Genomic DNA, 15,442 nt, shown 5'->3' on the forward strand with positions numbered 1-15,442 from the left:
GCTCATGCGCCGGCCGGCTGCACCGCTCGCGCGGCGCCGGCCGGTCCCGTCGGCCGCATGCGCCGTGTCCCCGTCGGGGGTGCTCCGGGTCCCGCCGAGGCGGCGTCGGCCGGTGCGGTGGCCCGCGCTCCGGGGCCGCGGGCCGGGGCCGGCGCCGCGAGGCGGGTGTCCAGGGCGGTGCGCCCGCGCACGAGCCCCGTCAGTCGTACAGCCGTGCCCACCGTGCCGCGTCCTCGGTGAAGCGGTGGCGCAGGGACGGCGGGGAGAGCACCTCGGCCTCCGGGCCTAGCGCGGTGAGCTGGGCGTGGGCCACCTCCTCGGACTCCACGCGCAGCACGACCGTCACCCGGCCGGCCGCGTCGGGATCCCCGGCGCGGGCCAGGGCGTCCCGGGCCGCCACCGGGTCCACGGCGTGCGGCAGCCTCCGTACGCCGGTCTCCGACAGCCGCAGGACCACCTCCGTCCGGAGGATCGACCGGGCGAACCGCTCGGCCTGGTCGGCCCAGTGGGCCGGCAGGTCGAAGTCCTCGTCCCGGGCGAAACGATCCTCCGGCGTCCCCGGCGTCCCCGGCGTCCCCGGCGTCCCCGGCGTCCCCGGCGTCCCCGGCGTCCCCGGCGCCCCCGGCGCTCCGACCTGTTCCACCGCGGTGAACCGGTCGATCCGGTACGTCCGGAAGGACCCGGCGCCCGCGACCCGCGCGCACAGGTACCAGATCCCCGCCTTGAGCACGAGCCCGTACGGTTCCAGCTCCCGCACCACCTCCCGCCGGCCCTCCCCCTCGCCCCGCCGGTACCGGGCGCGGATCCGCCGGTCGTCCCAGACCGCCTCCGCGACCACCGGCAGCAGCTCGGGCGTGCGCGGCTCCTGGAACCAGCCCGGCGCGTCCAGGTGGAACCGCTGCGCGGCCGTGCGCGGGGCGTCCCGGAGTGCGGGCAGCAGCGCGGCGGACACCTTCAGGCGGGCGGCCGACGCCGCGTCCTCCAGCCCCATCTCCCGCAGCGCCCCCGGCACCCCGCTCAGGAACAGCGCCTCGGCCTCCCCGCGGGCCAGCCCGGTCAGCCGCGTCCGGTAGCCGCCCACCAGCCGGTAGCCCCCGGCCCGCCCCCGCTCGGCGTAGACCGGGACGCCCGCCTCCGACAGCGCCTGGGCGTCCCGGGCGACCGTCCGCTCCGACACCTCCAGCTCGCGCGCCAGCTCGGCGGCGGTCAGGGAGGACCGGGTCTGGAGCAGGAGCACCATCTTGATGAGCCGGGCCGCACGCATGGGCCCATGATGCCGGGGCCCACCGGCACGGAAACGGGGAAGGGGCACGGCGGCCGCCGCACCCCTTCCCCGGAACCTCGGGCCTCTCGGGCCCCCGGTGACTACAGCCCGTACTTCTCCCGGGCCTCCTTCACCGCCGTCGCCTTGACCTCGCCGCGCTTCGCGAGCTGGGCCAGGGCCGCGACGACGACCGACTGCGCGTCGACGCCGAAGTGGCGGCGGGCCGCCTCACGGGTGTCCGACAGGCCGAAGCCGTCGGCGCCCAGCGACGAGTAGTCCTGCTCGACCCACTGCGCGATCTGGTCCGGGACCTGCCGCATGTAGTCGGAGACCGCCAGCACCGGCCCCTCGGCGCCCTGAAGCGCCTGACGGACGTACGGCACCCGCTCCTCGCCGCGCAGCAGGGCCGCGTCGGCCTCCAGCGCGTCGCGGCGCAGCTCGGTCCAGGAGGTCGCGGACCACACGTCGGCGGCCACGCCCCACTCCTCGGCGAGCAGCCGCTGCGCCTCCAGCACCCAGTGGATCGCCGTGCCGGAGCCCAGCAGCTGGATCCGCGGGGCGTTGGCGGCCGGGGCGAGCGCCGCCGACTCCGCCGTGTTGAAGCGGTACAGGCCCTTGACGATGCCCTCGTCGATGCCGAGGCCGGACGGCTTCGCCGGCTGCGGCATCGGCTCGTTGTAGACGGTCAGGTAGTAGAAGACGTTCGGGTCCTCGCCCGGGGCCGCCTCGCCGTACATGCGGCGCAGACCGTCCTTGACGATGACGGCGATCTCGTACGCGAACGCCGGGTCGTACGTCAGCGCGGCCGGGTTGGTCGCGGCGATGACGGGGGAGTGGCCGTCGGCGTGCTGGAGGCCCTCACCGGTCAGCGTGGTGCGGCCCGCGGTGGCGCCGACGAGGAAGCCGCGGCCGAGCTGGTCGCCGAGCTGCCACATCTGGTCGGCCGTGCGCTGCCAGCCGAACATCGAGTAGAAGATGTAGAACGGGATCATCGTCTCGCCGTGCGTCGCGTACGACGTCGAGGCGGCGATGAAGTCGGCCATCGAGCCGGCCTCGGTGATCCCCTCGTTGAGGATCTGGCCGTTCTTGGCCTCCTTGTAGTACATCAGCTGGTCGCGGTCGACCGGCTCGTACGTCTGGCCCTTGGGCGAATAGATGCCCAGGGACGGGAAGAGGCTCTCCATGCCGAAGGTGCGCGCCTCGTCGGGGACGATCGGCACCCAGCGCTTGCCGGTCTCCTTGTCGCGGACCAGGTCCTTGACCAGGCGGACGAAGGCCATCGTGGTCGCCACGCTCTGCGCGCCGGAGCCCTTGTCGAAGGAGGCGAACGCCTTCTCCGCCGGGGCGGGCAGCGGGGCGACGGGGTGCACGCGGCGGGCCGGGGCCGGGCCGCCGAGGGCCGCGCGGCGCTCCTGGAGGTAGCGGACCTCGGGGGAGTCGGCACCGGGGTGGCCGTAGGGGACCACGCCGTCGACGAACTGGCTGTCGGAGATCGGCAGCTCCAGCAGGTCGCGCATGGTCTTGAACTCGTCCACCGTCAGCTTCTTCATCTGGTGGTTGGCGTTCTTCGACGCGAAGCCCTCACCGAGGGTGTGGCCCTTGACGGTCTGCGCCAGGATCACGGTCGGCGCGCCCTTGTGCGCCAGGGCGGCACGGTAGGCGGCGTAGACCTTGCGCGCCTCGTGACCACCGCGGGAGAGGTGGAAGCACTCGAGGATCTTGTCGTCGCTCAGCAGCTTCGCCATCTCGACGAGCGCCGGGTCGGCGCCGAAGAAGTCCTGGCGGATGTAGGCGGCGTCACGGGTCTGGTACGTCTGCACCTGAGCGTCGGGTACCTGGCGCAGACGGCGTACGAGCGCGCCCGTGGTGTCGAGCCGGAACAGCTCGTCCCAGGCGGTGCCCCACAGCGTCTTGACCACGTTCCAGCCGGCGCCGCGGAACTGCGCCTCCAGCTCCTGCACGATCTTGAAGTTGGCGCGGACCGGGCCGTCGAGGCGCTGGAGGTTGCAGTTGATGACGAAGGTGAGGTTGTCCAGCTCCTCGCGGGCGGCGAGCGCGAGGGCCGCCGTCGACTCGGGCTCGTCCATCTCGCCGTCGCCGAGGAACGCCCACACGTGGGAGGCGGAGACGTCCTTGATGCCGCGGTTGGTCAGGTAGCGGTTGAAGCGCGCCTGGTAGATCGCGGAGAGCGGGCCGAGGCCCATCGACACCGTCGGGAACTCCCACAGCCAGGGCAGCCGCCGCGGGTGCGGGTAGGACGGGAGGCCGTTGCCGCCCGCCTCCTGGCGGAAGTTGTCCAGGTGGCCCTCGTTCAGCCGGCCGTCGAGGAAGGCGCGGGCGTAGATGCCGGGGGAGGCGTGGCCCTGGATGTAGAGCTGGTCGCCCGAACCGTCGGCCTCCTTGCCCCGGAAGAAGTGGTTGAAGCCGGTCTCGTACAGCCAGGCGGCGGAGGCGAAGGTGGCGATGTGGCCGCCGACGCCGTACTTGGAGCCGCGGGTGACCATCGCGGCCGCGTTCCAGCGGTTCCAGGCGGTGATCCGGGTCTCCATCGCCTCGTCACCCGGTACGGCGGGCTCGGCGGCGGTGGGGATGGTGTTGACGTAGTCGGTCTCGAGGAGCTTGGGCAGCGCGATGCCGTTGCCCTCGGCACGCTCCAGCGTGCGCCGCATCAGGTACGCGGCACGGTGCGGCCCGGCCGCCTTGGTGACCGCGTCCAGTGAGGCCTGCCATTCGGCGGTCTCCTCCGGGTCGCGGTCGGGAAGCTGGTCGAGCGCGCTCGGCTGGATGGCGTTGGGGTCGGTCATGTCGCCGCCTTCCTCAGTCGAAGGGGGTTCCCTCATCTGCAAGGGTTCGGGGGTGCCCTAGGTCTTTGGCAGGACAGGGCTGGGGCTTGGGTGGCAAGCCCGTCGGTGACTGTAACCCCCTGATCGATGATCGATCAAAGGGTTGAGGGACAAAATCTCTCGATAACGAGAAAATAGGCACGCGGTGCCTTCGCCGGTGGCACCGGGTGACGCCGAAATCGGCGGTTTTCGCAGGTGGGGCGGCGTCTGAGCGCGGGGTCGCTCCGGTGTCCGCGGCGGTGCGGCGGCCGGGTGGCGGCGGTGCGGCGGCGGTTCGGTGGTACGCCGACCGCCCGCCCGTCCGGGCGGGTTGTCGGCGATCGGTGGCCGGTAATAGGTGGCCGGCGGCCGGTGGTCTACTCGCCCCCGTGCCGCGGTGCGCAGCCCAGGACGTGGGCCTTCACCAGCTCCGCGATCCTCGGGTCGCGCCGGCGGAACGCCTGCACCAGCTCCTCGTGCTCCTCCGCGTACGACTGCTGGACCGTCCCCAGCCAGCGGATCGACAGGGCGGTGAAGACCTCGATGCCCAGCCCCTCCCAGGTGTGCAGCAGGACGGAGTTGCCCGCCGCCCGGACCAGCTCGCGGTGGAAGGCCACGGTGTGCCGCACCTGGGCCGTGCCGTCCGACGCGAGGTCCGCCTCGTACAGCGCCGCCACGTGCGGTTCCAGCGCCGAGCAGTCCTCCGCCAGCCGCTGCGCCGCCAGCTCCGCCGCGATCGCCTCCAGACCGGCCCGGACCGGATAGCTCTCCTCCAGGTCGGCCGCGGTCAGGTTGCGCACCCGTACGCCCTTGTTCGGCGCGGACTCGATCAGCCGCAGCGACTCCAGCTCGCGCAGCGCCTCCCGCACCGGCGTCTGGCTGACCTCCAGCTCGGTGGCGATCCGCCGCTCCACGATCCGCTCGCCCGGCTTCCAGCGCCCGCTGACGATCCCCTCCACGATGTGCTCGCGGATCTGTTCGCGCAGCGAGTGGACGACGGGCGCGGTCATGAGGGCTCCTTAGGGAGGGGCCGCCCATCGGCCCCTAGGGCGTTTGACGTTTAGACAATACGGCCGACGGCTGCTCCCGGAGGGGCGCTGGGGGTGCTTTCCCGCAGGTGAGACGAGACTTACACGACCCCGAAACGCGCGGCGCCCCCGCCCGGAGGCCCGAGGGCTCCGAACGGGGGCGCCGTACAGCCGTACGGCCAGGAGGCGTGCCGTGCGATCCCGACGTCGTCGGGGTCCCGGCCCGGTGCGGGCCGACGGGTCAGAGGCCGAGCTCGACCTCGAACTCGCCCGCCTCCAGGATCGCCTTGACCGCGGTCAGGTAACGCGCGGCGTCGGCGCCGTCCACCAGACGGTGGTCGTAGGACAGGGTCAGGTACGTCATGTCGCGGACGCCGATGACCGTGCCCTCCTCCGTCTCGATGACGGCCGGGCGCTTGACCGTGGCACCGATGCCGAGGATCGCGACCTGGCCCGGCGGCACGATGATCGTGTCGAAGAGCGCACCGCGCGAACCGGTGTTGGAGATGGTGAAGGTCGCGCCGGCCAGCTCGTCCGGGCTGATCCTGCTCGCCCGGACCTTGCCCGCGAGGTCGGCCGTGGCCTTGGCGATCCCGGCGATGTTCAGGTCGCCGGCGCCCTTGATGACCGGGGTCATCAGGCCCTTCTCGGAGTCCACCGCGATACCGATGTTCTCGGAGTCGAAGTAGGTGATCGTGCCCTCGGCCTCGTTGATCTTGGCGTTGATGACCGGGTGGGCCTTCAGCGCCTGGGCCGCCGCCTTCACGAAGAACGGCATCGGGGAGAGCTTGACGCCCTCGCGCGCGGCGAAGGAGTCCTTGGCCTGGGCGCGCAGGCGCATCAGGCGGGTGACGTCCACCTCGACGACCGAGGACAGCTGGGCCTGCTCGTGCAGGGCCTTGACCATGTTGTCGCCGATGACCTTGCGGATGCGCGGCATCTTGACGGTCTGGCCGCGCAGCGGGGAGACCTCGAGCTTCGGGGCCTTCTTCGCGGCGGCCGGGGCGGCCGCGGCCGGAGCCGGGGCGGCGACGGCGGCCTTCGCGGCCTCGGCCGCGGCGACGACGTCCTGCTTGCGGATGCGGCCGCCGACGCCGGTGCCCTTGACGGACGCCAGGTCGACGCCGCTCTCGGCGGCGAGCTTGCGCACCAGCGGGGTGACGTAGGCGCCCTCGTCGGTGGCCTGCGCGGCGACCGGCGCCGGAGCGGCCGGAGCCGGGGTGACCGGGGCCGGAGCGGCCGGCGCGGGCGCCGGGGCGGCGGGCTGGACCGGGGCCGGAGCGGCGGCGGCCGGGGCGGCCGGAGCAGCCGGGGCCGGGGCCGGAGCCGGGGCGGCGGGCGCGGCCGGAGCGGGCGCCGGGGCGGCCGGGGCGGGGGCAGCGGCGGCGGGCGCCGGAGCCGGGGCCGCGGGGGCCGGGGCGGCCGCCGGAGCGGCACCCGGAGCGCCGATGACGGCGAGCTTGGCGCCGACCTCGGCGGTCTCGTCCTCGCCGACCGTGATCTCGAGCAGCACACCGGAGGTGGGCGCCGGGATCTCGGTGTCGACCTTGTCGGTGGAGACCTCGAGCAGCGGCTCGTCGGCCTCGACGCTGTCGCCGACCGACTTCAGCCAGCGGGTGACGGTGCCCTCGGTGACGGACTCGCCGAGCGCGGGCAGGACGACGTCCGTGCCCTCGGCGGAACCGGCGCCGGCGGCGGCCTCGGCGGTGGGAGCCGGGGCCGGGGCGGCCTGCTCGGTGGACGGCTGGGCGGCCGGGACCGGCTCGGGGGCCGGCGGGGCGACCTGCTCGGCGGCCGGGGCCGGAGCGGCGGCGGGCGCGCCGGTGCCGTCGTCGATGACGGCCAGCTCGGCGCCGACCTCGACCGTCTCGTCCTCGGCGACCTTGATGGAGGCCAGGATGCCGGCGGCCGGGGAGGGGATCTCGGTGTCGACCTTGTCGGTGGAGACCTCGAGCAGCGGCTCGTCAGCCTCGACGCGCTCGCCCTCGGCCTTCAGCCAGCGGGTGACAGTGCCCTCGGTGACGCTCTCGCCGAGCGCCGGAAGGGTTACGGAAACCGCCATGGTTTCGGTTGCTCCTTACGAATTGCGGAAGTCTGTGTCGTCGCTTCGACGTGTTTCGACCGAGGGTCAGTCAGTCGTGCGAGTGGAGGGGCTTGCCCGCCAGGGCCAGGTGGGCTTCGCCGAGCGCCTCGTTCTGCGTCGGGTGGGCGTGGATGAGCTGGGCCACCTCGGCCGGCAGGGCCTCCCAGTTGTAGATCAGCTGGGCCTCGCCGACCTGCTCGCCCATGCGGTCGCCGACCATGTGGACGCCGACCACGGCACCGTCCTTGACCTGGACGAGCTTGATCTCGCCCGCGGTCTGGAGGATCTTGCTCTTGCCGTTGCCCGCCAGGTTGTACTTCAGAGCGACGACCTTGTCCGCGCCGTAGATCTCCTTGGCCTTGGCCTCGGTGATGCCCACGGAGGCGACCTCCGGGTGGCAGTACGTCACCCGCGGGACACCGTCGTAGTCGATCGGGACGGTCTTCAGACCGGCCAGACGCTCCGCCACCAGGATGCCCTCGGCGAAGCCGACGTGCGCGAGCTGGAGCGTCGGGACCAGGTCGCCGACGGCGGAGATGGTGGGGACGTTCGTCCGCATGTACTCGTCGACCAGGACGTAGCCGCGGTCCGTCGCGACGCCCTGCTCCTCGTAGCCGAGACCGGCGGAGACGGGCCCGCGGCCCACCGCGACCAGCAGGATCTCGGCCTCGAACTCCTTGCCGTCGGCGAGGGTGACCTTGACGCCGTCGGCGGTGTACTCGGCCTTGGAGAAGAAGGTGCCGAGGTTGAACTTGATGCCGCGCTTGCGGAAGGCGCGCTCGAGGAGCTTCGAGCTGTTCTCGTCCTCGACCGGGACGAGGTGCTTCAGACCCTCGATGACGGTGACGTCCGAGCCGAACGACTTCCACGCGGAGGCGAACTCCACGCCGATGACACCGCCGCCCAGGATGATCGCGGACTTCGGCACGCGGTCCAGGACGAGCGCGTGGTCGGAGGAGATGATCCGGTTGCCGTCGATCTCCAGGCCCGGCAGCGACTTCGGTACGGAGCCGGTCGCCAGCAGGACGTGGCGGCCCTGGATCCGCTGACCGTTCACGTCGACGGAGGTGGGGGAGGAGAGCCGGCCCTCACCCTCGATGTACGTCACCTTGCGGGAGGCGACGAGACCCTGGAGGCCCTTGTACAGGCCGGAGATCACGCCGTCCTTGTACTTGTGGACCCCGGCGATGTCGATGCCCTCGAAAGTGGCCTTGACGCCGAACTGCTCGCTCTCGCGGGCCTGGTCGGCGATCTCGCCCGCGTGCAGCAGGGCCTTGGTGGGGATGCAACCCCGGTGCAGGCAGGTGCCGCCGACCTTGTCCTTCTCGATCAGGGCGACGTCCAGGCCCAGCTGCGCCCCGCGCAGGGCCGCGGCGTAACCGCCACTACCACCGCCGAGGATCACTAGGTCGAAAACGGTGCTGGCGTCGTTCGCCACGTCACGTCCTCCATGCATGTGCGCCACGCCGGTCGTCGGTGACCGGTCGGCGGCTGGTGTCCGGCCGCTCTTCGTTCGGCCCTGTGGTGGGGCCCTGTCCTGCCGACCCCCATCTTCGCACCTGCGGGAGGCGGACGGGACGCGGGGCCGGGGTGTGAGACGCCCCACGCTCACGTGTGACGGGAGGAATCGGCCCCGCCGGGGGCGCGGGAAACCGCGCGACCAGCCACATACGGTTCGCACCCGCTGCACAACGGACACGACCCGAGTGACCAGGCGCACAGTCCCCCGCTCCGGGGGAGCCGGCCGGGGGAGCTAGCCGAGATCACCCGCGGCGGTCAGCTCCGCGAGGCGCACCAGCGTCCGCACGGCCGTACCGGTGCCGCCCTTGGGCGTGTAGCCGAAGGGGCCGCCCTCGTTGAACGCCGGGCCGGCGATGTCCAGGTGCGCCCAGGCGATGCCCTCGCCCACGAACTCCCGCAGGAAGAGGCCGGCGACCAGCCCGCCGCCCATCCGCTCACCCATGTTGGCGATGTCGGCGACGGTGGAGTCCATGCCCTTGCGCAGGTGCTCGGGCAGCGGCATGGGCCAGGCCGGCTCCCCGACCTCCTCCGCGGCCTCGAACACCGTGGAGCGGAACGCCTCGTCGTTCGCCATGACGGCGAACGTGCGGTTGCCCAGCGCCAGCATCATCGCGCCGGTCAGCGTGGCGACGTCCACGATGGCGTCCGGCTTCTCCTGGGAGGCGGCCCACAGGGCGTCGGCGAGCACCAGCCGGCCCTCGGCGTCGGTGTTGAGGACCTCGACGGTCTTGCCGCTGTACATGCGCAGCACGTCACCCGGGCGGGTGGCGGAGCCGGACGGCATGTTCTCGGCGAGCGCCAGCCAGCCGGTGACGTTCACCTCCAGGCCGATGCGCGCCGCGGCGACCACGGCCGCGAAGACGGCGGCCGCGCCGCTCATGTCGCACTTCATCGTCTCGTTGTGACCGGCCGGCTTCAGCGAGATGCCGCCCGAGTCGTAGGTGATGCCCTTGCCGACGAAGGCGAGGTGCTTCTTCGCCTTGGACGAGGTGTACGTCAGCTTCACCAGGCGCGGGGCCGACGCGGAGCCGGCGCCGACGCCGAGGATGCCGCCGTAGCCGCCCTTGGCGAGGGCCTTCTCGTCCAGGACCTGCACCTTGATGCCGTGGTCCTTGGCCGCGGTCTGGGCGAGGGCGGCGAAGGCCTCCGGGTCGAGGTCGTTCGGCGGCATGTTGATCAGGTCGCGGGCGCGGTTGAGCTCCTCGGCGACGGCGGTGGCGCGGGCGAGCGCGGCCTTGTGGGCGGCGTCGCGCGGCTTGCCGCCGAGCAGGACGGCCTCGGCGAGCGGCGCCTTGCCCTTCTTCGTCTTCGCGGCGTTCCCGGCGCCGTTCTTGTAGGCGTCGAAGGAGTACGCGCCGAGCACCACGCCCTCGGCGACCGCGCCGACGCCGGCGCCGTCCGCCAGCGGCAGGGCGAAGGCGGCCTTCTTGGTCCCGGTCAGGGTGCGGGCGGCCACGCCGGCCGCCCTGCGCAGGGCCTCCGCGTCGTAGGAGGTGTCCTTCTCGGGCTCCCCGCCCAGCCCCACCGCCAGCACGAGCGGTGCCTTGAAGCCGGCCGGGGCGGGCAGCTTCGTCACCTCGCCCTCGGCGCCGGTGGCGCCGAGGGTCTCCAGGACGCCGGCGAGCCGGCCGTCGTAGGCCTTGTCCACGGCTTCGGCGCCCGGGGCGACGACCAGGTCACCGGAGCCGGGTGCAGTGCCCTTGGCGACACCGATCACGATCGCGTCGGCCCGCAGGCCGGGCGCCGCGGCGGTGCTGAGAGTGAGAGCAGTCACGGTGGTGAATTCTCGCTTCCGATGTGAAGTTGCTGTGGCCGGAAATGTGTGGGTCGACCGGGCCCGACAGCCGACCCTGGATCCGGGTCGAGGGTGCGGTCGCAACCGAGGCCGGCCGCACCGGCGCGGCGAACCGGCACGGCGAACCCCGCAACGAGCGTACGCGCGCGTGTGCAATCGCTCACGCACACGAGTCCTCACCTGTCGGTTGGCGTCGTGGCCACGGCCCGATCCTCGCACCCCATGACTCCAGTCACACGCGCCGGGTCGGCATGGCGGCGCCGGGAACGCGGGCTCGGGCGGGTCCCCGGCGACCGCCGGTGCCGTCGGACACCCGGCACCGGTGCGCCCGCTTCCGGCCTCTGGCGGGCTTCCGTCCGGTTCGCGGGGCTTGCGCCGGACCGTCCGGGACGCGGCCCTCCGGGGTGGCCGGGACATGACCGTCCCGGTTGGCCGGGACGCGGCCTGCCGGACCGTTCGGGATGCGGCCCGCCGAGCCGTCCGGGAGGCGACCCTCCGGGCTCGGTTCGCAGCCGGGCTCGATCCGCGGGGTGTCCTGTCGGGCTGTGCGGGGGCGAGCGGGGGGCGGGTGGGTGACCCGCCGGGCGGGCAAATGCGCTGGGTAATCCGTGGGGCGGGTGGTCCGTGAGACGGGGGCCGTGGGGCGGTGGCCGTGAGATGGGGGGCCGTGGGACGGGTGCCGTGGGACGGGGGCCGTGGGACGGGTGGTCCGCCAGGACAGGTGGTCCGCGGGACAGGTGGTCCGTGTGTGCGGGCGGGGTTCAGCCGCCCAGGCAGAGTGCCACGAGCGCCGTCGTCGTGGCCGTTTCCGCCAGGCCGCCGAAGACGTCGCCGGTGACCCCGCCGAAGCGCCGTACGCAGCGGCGCAGCAGGAGCTCGGCGCCGGCCAGGGCGAGGACGACGGCGAGGGCCGTGCGGACGGCGTCGTACGGGCCGATGAGCGCGCCGGCGGCCGCCGCGGCGGCGGTGACGGCGGCCACCGCGGCCGACGCCGCCCGCACCGGCACGACCCCGGCCACCGCCGCCCCCAGCCCCTCCGGCCGGGCGGCGCCGACCCCGGCACGGGCGGCCAGGGTGAGCGCCAGCCGCCCCGCGACCGCCGCGACGACGGCCGCGAGCGCGCCGCGCCCCCGGGAGGCGCCGTACAGCTGCGCCAGCGCCGCCGCCTGGGCGAGCAGGACGAGGACCAGGGTGAGCACGCCGAACGGCCCGATGTCCGACTGCTTCATGATCCGCAACGCGTCCTCGGCGGGCCTGCCGCTGCCCAGCCCGTCCGCGGTGTCGGCCAGCCCGTCGAGATGCAGCCCACGGGTGAGGACGGCGGGTACGGCGACGGAGGCGACGGCGGCGAGCAGGGGGCCCGCGCCCAGCAGCAGCGCCGCCAGCCCGGCCCCGGCCGCGCAGCCGCCGACGACCAGCCCGGCCACCGGGGCGCCGAGCATGCCCCCGCGCGCGGCCCGCCGGTCCCAGCGGGGCACCCGCACCGGGAGCACGGTGAGCGTGCCGAAGGCGAAACGGAGTCCGTCGAGGCGGGAGGGCGCGGGGAGCGGGGGCGGCGGGGGAGGCGGTGGCGGCGGGGTCGTGGACACCGGCGCAGGTTACCGGGCGGTCGGGCGGGCACCCCCGGGGGACGGGGATGAGAATGCGCTTATGGGACATTGGGTGCAGCGGAACATCGTCGAGCCGGGCAAGCTCCCGCTGCTCCTCGCCCTCGCCGCCTTCGTCCTGACCTTCCTGGTCACCCGTGCCGTCACCCGGCTGATCCGCGCCGGCCGGGGCCCGTTCGGCAACGTCAGCGCGGGCGGCCTGCACGTCCACCACGTGGTCCCGGGCGTCGTCCTGACCGTGCTCGGCGGTTTCGGCGCGGTGGCGAGCGGCCGGAACGGCTTCGGCGCGGCCGCCTTCGCGATCGTCTTCGGCGTCGGCGCCGGACTCGTCCTGGACGAGTTCGCGCTGGTCCTGCACCTCGACGACGTGTACTGGACGGCGGCGGGCCGCAAGAGCGTCGAGGTCGTCGTCCTGACGGCCGCCCTGGTGGGGCTGGTCCTGGTGGGGTTCTCGCCGTTCGGCGTCAACGACGTCGGCCCGGACGAGCGGCAGGACCGGGGGAGCGTGATCTCGACCGTGGTGCTCAACTTCCTGTTCGCCCTGGCGGTCCTGAGCAAGGGCAAGGGCCGGATGGCGATCTTCAGCGTGATCGTCCCGTTCGTCGGCCTGATCGGCTTCGTCCGCCTGGCCCGCCCCGGCTCCTGGTGGGCCCGCCGCTTCTACCGCCGCCGCCCCCGGGCGCGCGCGAGAGCGGCGCTGCGCGCCTACCGGCACGACCGGCGGTGGGCGCGGCCGAGGCGGGTGGTGGGGGACTGGCTCGGCGGCAAGACGGACGCGGAACTGCGCTCCGCCGGGCGGGGGTGAGGGCGCTCGCCGGGCGGGGCGACCGGCTCGTGATCCCCCGCGCGCCTGCGAGGAGCCGCCCCTCAGGGGCGCCGCGCCGCGCCGCGCCCCGGTGGCACCGCCCGCCGTGCGTGCCGCCCCGTCCGAACGAGCCCGCACCCCACCGCCACGCCCGCGATGGCCGCCAGGTGCTCCTTGCCCGCCAGGTTCGCCTTCAGGAGCACCTCGACGACCATCGCCACGACGACCGCGCCGGCCGTGGCGTACGCGTGGTACCGGTGGCCGAGGAGGACCGCGAGGCCCACCACCGCCGCCGAGGGGCCGGTGTCGACCACCTGGGCGTCGGAGGCGGGCAGGCCCAGGAGGCGGCCCGGGCCGAGGGCGACGCCCACGCGCGCGTACAGCGAGCCGGCGAGGGTGGCGGCGTACGCGACGAGGAGGGTCGGCCGCCGGCCCAGGCAGATCTCCGCGAGGCCGAAGACGCACAGGACCTGGGCGAGGGCGCCCCAGACCGGCAGGTCCGGCGCGGGCACGAACAGCGACAGCGGGGTGCGCAGCAGGGCCGCCCCCAGCGGGTCCCCGGCCCGCACCACGCCCACGGACCGCACGAACGCCTGTCCCCAGCCCTGGTTCTGCACGACGTGCAGGGCCGCCGTCAGGCACACCGCCCCGAGCGTCATCGGGACCGCCCGCCACCGCCGGGCCAGGAGGGGTCCGCGCACGGCGGCGCCGAGCGGCCCCCACTCGGTGCGGGCCCAGCGGGCGAGCGGGTTCACCGGCGGGCCCCCAGGCGCGTACGGCGCGGTCGCCCGGCCGGCACCGGCGGCTCCAGGAAGCCCTCCGCCCGCGCCGACGCCAGGCCGATGCGGAGCAGGTCCGCGCTCTTCTCGAAGAGCAGGAAGCGGGGCTCCCAGGCGGGCCGGTACTTGGCGTTGGCGCGGTACAGCGACTCGATCTGCCACCACCGGGAGAAGAAGCCGAGCAGCGACCGCCACAGCCTCAGCACCGGCCCGGCGCCCAGGCGGGAGCCGCGCTCGAAGACCGACCGGAACATCGCGAAGTTCAGCGAGACCTGGGTGATGCCGAGGCCGCGGGCGCGCCGCAGCAGCTCGATGACCATGAACTCCACCAGTCCGTTGTCGGAGTCCCGGTCCCGCCGCATCAGATCGAGCGACAGCCCGTGCGGCCCCCACGGGACGAAGGACAGCAGGCCCCTGAGCCGGCCCTCGGCGTCGGTGCACTCGACCATCACGCACCGCCCGTCCTCCGGGTCCCCGAGCCGCCCCAGCGCCATGCTGAACCCGCGTTCGGACGCCCCGTCCCGCCACTCGTCGGCGCGCCGCACCAGGTACGCCGTCTCGTCGGCGGAGATGTCCTCGTGCCGCCGGATCCGCACCGCGTACCCGGCCCGCCGCACCCGGTTGTGGGCCTGCCGGACCGTCCGCATGGCCCGCCCCTCCAGGGTGAACCCGGCGACCTCCACGACCGCCTCGTCGCCGAGTTCGAGCGCGTCCAGCCCGTGCCGGGCGTAGACCGTCCCGGCCTCCTCGCTCGCCCCCATCACCGCCGGGATCCAGCCGTGCGTGCGGGCCTCGGCGAGCCACGGCCCGATCGCCCCCGGCCAGGCCTCGGGGTCCCCGAGCGGGTCCCCGGACGCCAGGGACACCCCGCCGACCACCCGGTAGGCGACGGCGGCCTTCCCGGTCGGCGACCAGCGCACGCTCTTCTCCCGGCGCAGCGCGAAGTAGCCCAGCGAGTCCCGCTCCCCGTGCCGGTCGAGCAGTTCCCGCAGCCGTTTCTCGTCGTCCGCGGTGAGGGGGTCGACGGCCCGCCGGGAGCGGAAGGCGGCGTACAGGACGGCGAGGACGAGGAGCGTGCTGAGGACGTTCACGGCGACGTCGACCCAGGTGGGCGGGGAGATCTGGGGGAACAGGTGGTCGTCGGCGACCGAGACCAGCCGCAGCGCGCCGTAGCGCCAGCGGTCGAGGAAGGTGGACGGGCCGGGGGCCCGGTCGGTGAGGGTCACCAGCAGCGAGGCCAGCAGCGAGGCGCCGAGCAGCCCGCCGGCGCCGACGGCCGCGGCGAGCCTCGGATTGGCGCGGTCGCCCTTGGCGTAGAACTCCGCGCGTCCGACGAGCAGCGCGGCGACGAAGGCGGCGGTCAGGGCGAGGGAGATCCAGTTCTGGGGGTACCGCCGGATCTCCGGGAACGCCATGGCGGGGCCGAGCAGCGCGAGGAACGCGCCGCTCAGTCCGAGGTTGAGGATCCACGCGGCCCGTTTGCGGCGCCGCATGGTGACGGCCAGGAACGCGGTGAAGACACCGGGGGCGAACCCGGCCGTCAGCAGGTAGGGGGTGAAGAAGTCCGCCTGGTTGTGCCGGCGCACGTCCTGCCCCAGGGAGACCCATACCGCGCTGAGCAGGTTGACGAAGGCGACGGTCCGCAGATACCAGACGGTGAAGGCGGCGGCCCGACGGGAAGCGATCCGGACATCTCCCATGACATGTGATCATATGGGCGTAGATCGGGTGAACCGCT

10 protein-coding genes are annotated in these 15,442 nt (G+C 74.0%); 1 reads left to right on the forward strand and 9 read right to left on the reverse strand.

Translation table 11 applies throughout. The features are described 5' to 3' along the window. Positions 1 to 199 precede the first annotated feature (199 nt). The 7 genes from ACZ3KJ_RS04125 to ACZ3KJ_RS04155 all read right to left on the reverse strand — a co-directional run bounded on the left by ACZ3KJ_RS04125 (position 200) and on the right by ACZ3KJ_RS04155 (position 12,102). Positions 200 to 1,264 carry a helix-turn-helix transcriptional regulator gene (locus ACZ3KJ_RS04125; RefSeq protein ID WP_467524397.1) on the reverse strand — a complete coding sequence of 355 codons (1,065 nt, stop codon included), beginning with the start codon at positions 1,262 to 1,264 and terminating at the stop codon, positions 200 to 202. Positions 1,265 to 1,365: 101 nt separating this feature from the next. After that, the gene (aceE, locus tag ACZ3KJ_RS04130) at positions 1,366 to 4,068 is read right to left on the reverse strand and encodes a pyruvate dehydrogenase (acetyl-transferring), homodimeric type (protein ID WP_467524398.1); all 2,703 of its coding nucleotides are present in this window, start codon (positions 4,066 to 4,068) and stop codon (positions 1,366 to 1,368) included. A gap of 395 nt (positions 4,069 to 4,463) precedes the next feature. Beyond that, positions 4,464 to 5,096 (reverse strand): GntR family transcriptional regulator, encoded by a 633-nt coding sequence (locus ACZ3KJ_RS04135; RefSeq protein ID WP_389511671.1) that lies wholly within the window; start codon positions 5,094 to 5,096, stop codon positions 4,464 to 4,466. 259 nt (positions 5,097 to 5,355) lie between these two features. Next, positions 5,356 to 7,176, reverse strand: coding sequence for a 2-oxoglutarate dehydrogenase, E2 component, dihydrolipoamide succinyltransferase (gene sucB / locus ACZ3KJ_RS04140; RefSeq protein WP_467524400.1), 1,821 nt, complete (start codon positions 7,174 to 7,176; stop codon positions 5,356 to 5,358). Positions 7,177 to 7,246: 70 nt separating this feature from the next. Further along, positions 7,247 to 8,635, reverse strand: coding sequence for a dihydrolipoyl dehydrogenase (gene lpdA / locus ACZ3KJ_RS04145; protein WP_467524401.1), 1,389 nt, complete (start codon positions 8,633 to 8,635; stop codon positions 7,247 to 7,249). A 315-nt stretch (positions 8,636 to 8,950) separates the two neighbouring features. Further along, positions 8,951 to 10,492 carry a leucyl aminopeptidase gene (locus ACZ3KJ_RS04150; protein WP_467524402.1) on the reverse strand — a complete coding sequence of 514 codons (1,542 nt, stop codon included), beginning with the start codon at positions 10,490 to 10,492 and terminating at the stop codon, positions 8,951 to 8,953. Positions 10,493 to 11,274: 782 nt separating this feature from the next. Beyond that, positions 11,275 to 12,102 (reverse strand): adenosylcobinamide-GDP ribazoletransferase, encoded by an 828-nt coding sequence (locus tag ACZ3KJ_RS04155; protein ID WP_467524404.1) that lies wholly within the window; start codon positions 12,100 to 12,102, stop codon positions 11,275 to 11,277. A 61-nt stretch (positions 12,103 to 12,163) separates the two neighbouring features. Between ACZ3KJ_RS04155 and ACZ3KJ_RS04160 the strand changes: the two genes are divergently transcribed. Next, positions 12,164 to 12,925 carry a hypothetical protein gene (locus tag ACZ3KJ_RS04160; RefSeq protein ID WP_467524406.1) on the forward strand — a complete coding sequence of 254 codons (762 nt, stop codon included), beginning with the start codon at positions 12,164 to 12,166 and terminating at the stop codon, positions 12,923 to 12,925. 62 nt (positions 12,926 to 12,987) lie between these two features. On the opposite strand, the gene ACZ3KJ_RS04165 is transcribed toward ACZ3KJ_RS04160, so the two are convergent. Then, on the reverse strand, positions 12,988 to 13,680 hold the full coding sequence (locus ACZ3KJ_RS04165; RefSeq protein ID WP_467524408.1) for a hypothetical protein: 693 nt from the start codon (positions 13,678 to 13,680) through the stop codon (positions 12,988 to 12,990). Then, complete coding sequence (locus ACZ3KJ_RS04170) at positions 13,677 to 15,404, reverse strand: phosphatidylglycerol lysyltransferase domain-containing protein (protein ID WP_467524410.1); 1,728 nt, start codon at positions 15,402 to 15,404, stop codon at positions 13,677 to 13,679. Before ACZ3KJ_RS04170 ends, ACZ3KJ_RS04165 begins: the two co-directional genes overlap by 4 nt. Positions 15,405 to 15,442 lie beyond the last annotated feature (38 nt).

The organism is Streptomyces sp. NPDC003248 (assembly GCF_055563235.1).

Excerpts from the sequence above, each read along its gene's own strand:
- sucB (WP_467524400.1), bottom strand. The coding sequence starts at position 7,176 with ATGGCGGTTTCCGTAACCCTTCCGGCGCTCGGCGAGAGCGTCACCGAG.
- ACZ3KJ_RS04170 (WP_467524410.1), bottom strand. The coding sequence starts at position 15,404 with ATGGGAGATGTCCGGATCGCTTCCCGTCGGGCCGCCGCCTTCACCGTC.
- ACZ3KJ_RS04160 (WP_467524406.1), top strand. The coding sequence starts at position 12,164 with ATGGGACATTGGGTGCAGCGGAACATCGTCGAGCCGGGCAAGCTCCCG.
- ACZ3KJ_RS04125 (WP_467524397.1), bottom strand. The coding sequence starts at position 1,264 with ATGCGTGCGGCCCGGCTCATCAAGATGGTGCTCCTGCTCCAGACCCGG.
- aceE (WP_467524398.1), bottom strand. The coding sequence starts at position 4,068 with ATGACCGACCCCAACGCCATCCAGCCGAGCGCGCTCGACCAGCTTCCC.
- ACZ3KJ_RS04135 (WP_389511671.1), bottom strand. The coding sequence starts at position 5,096 with ATGACCGCGCCCGTCGTCCACTCGCTGCGCGAACAGATCCGCGAGCAC.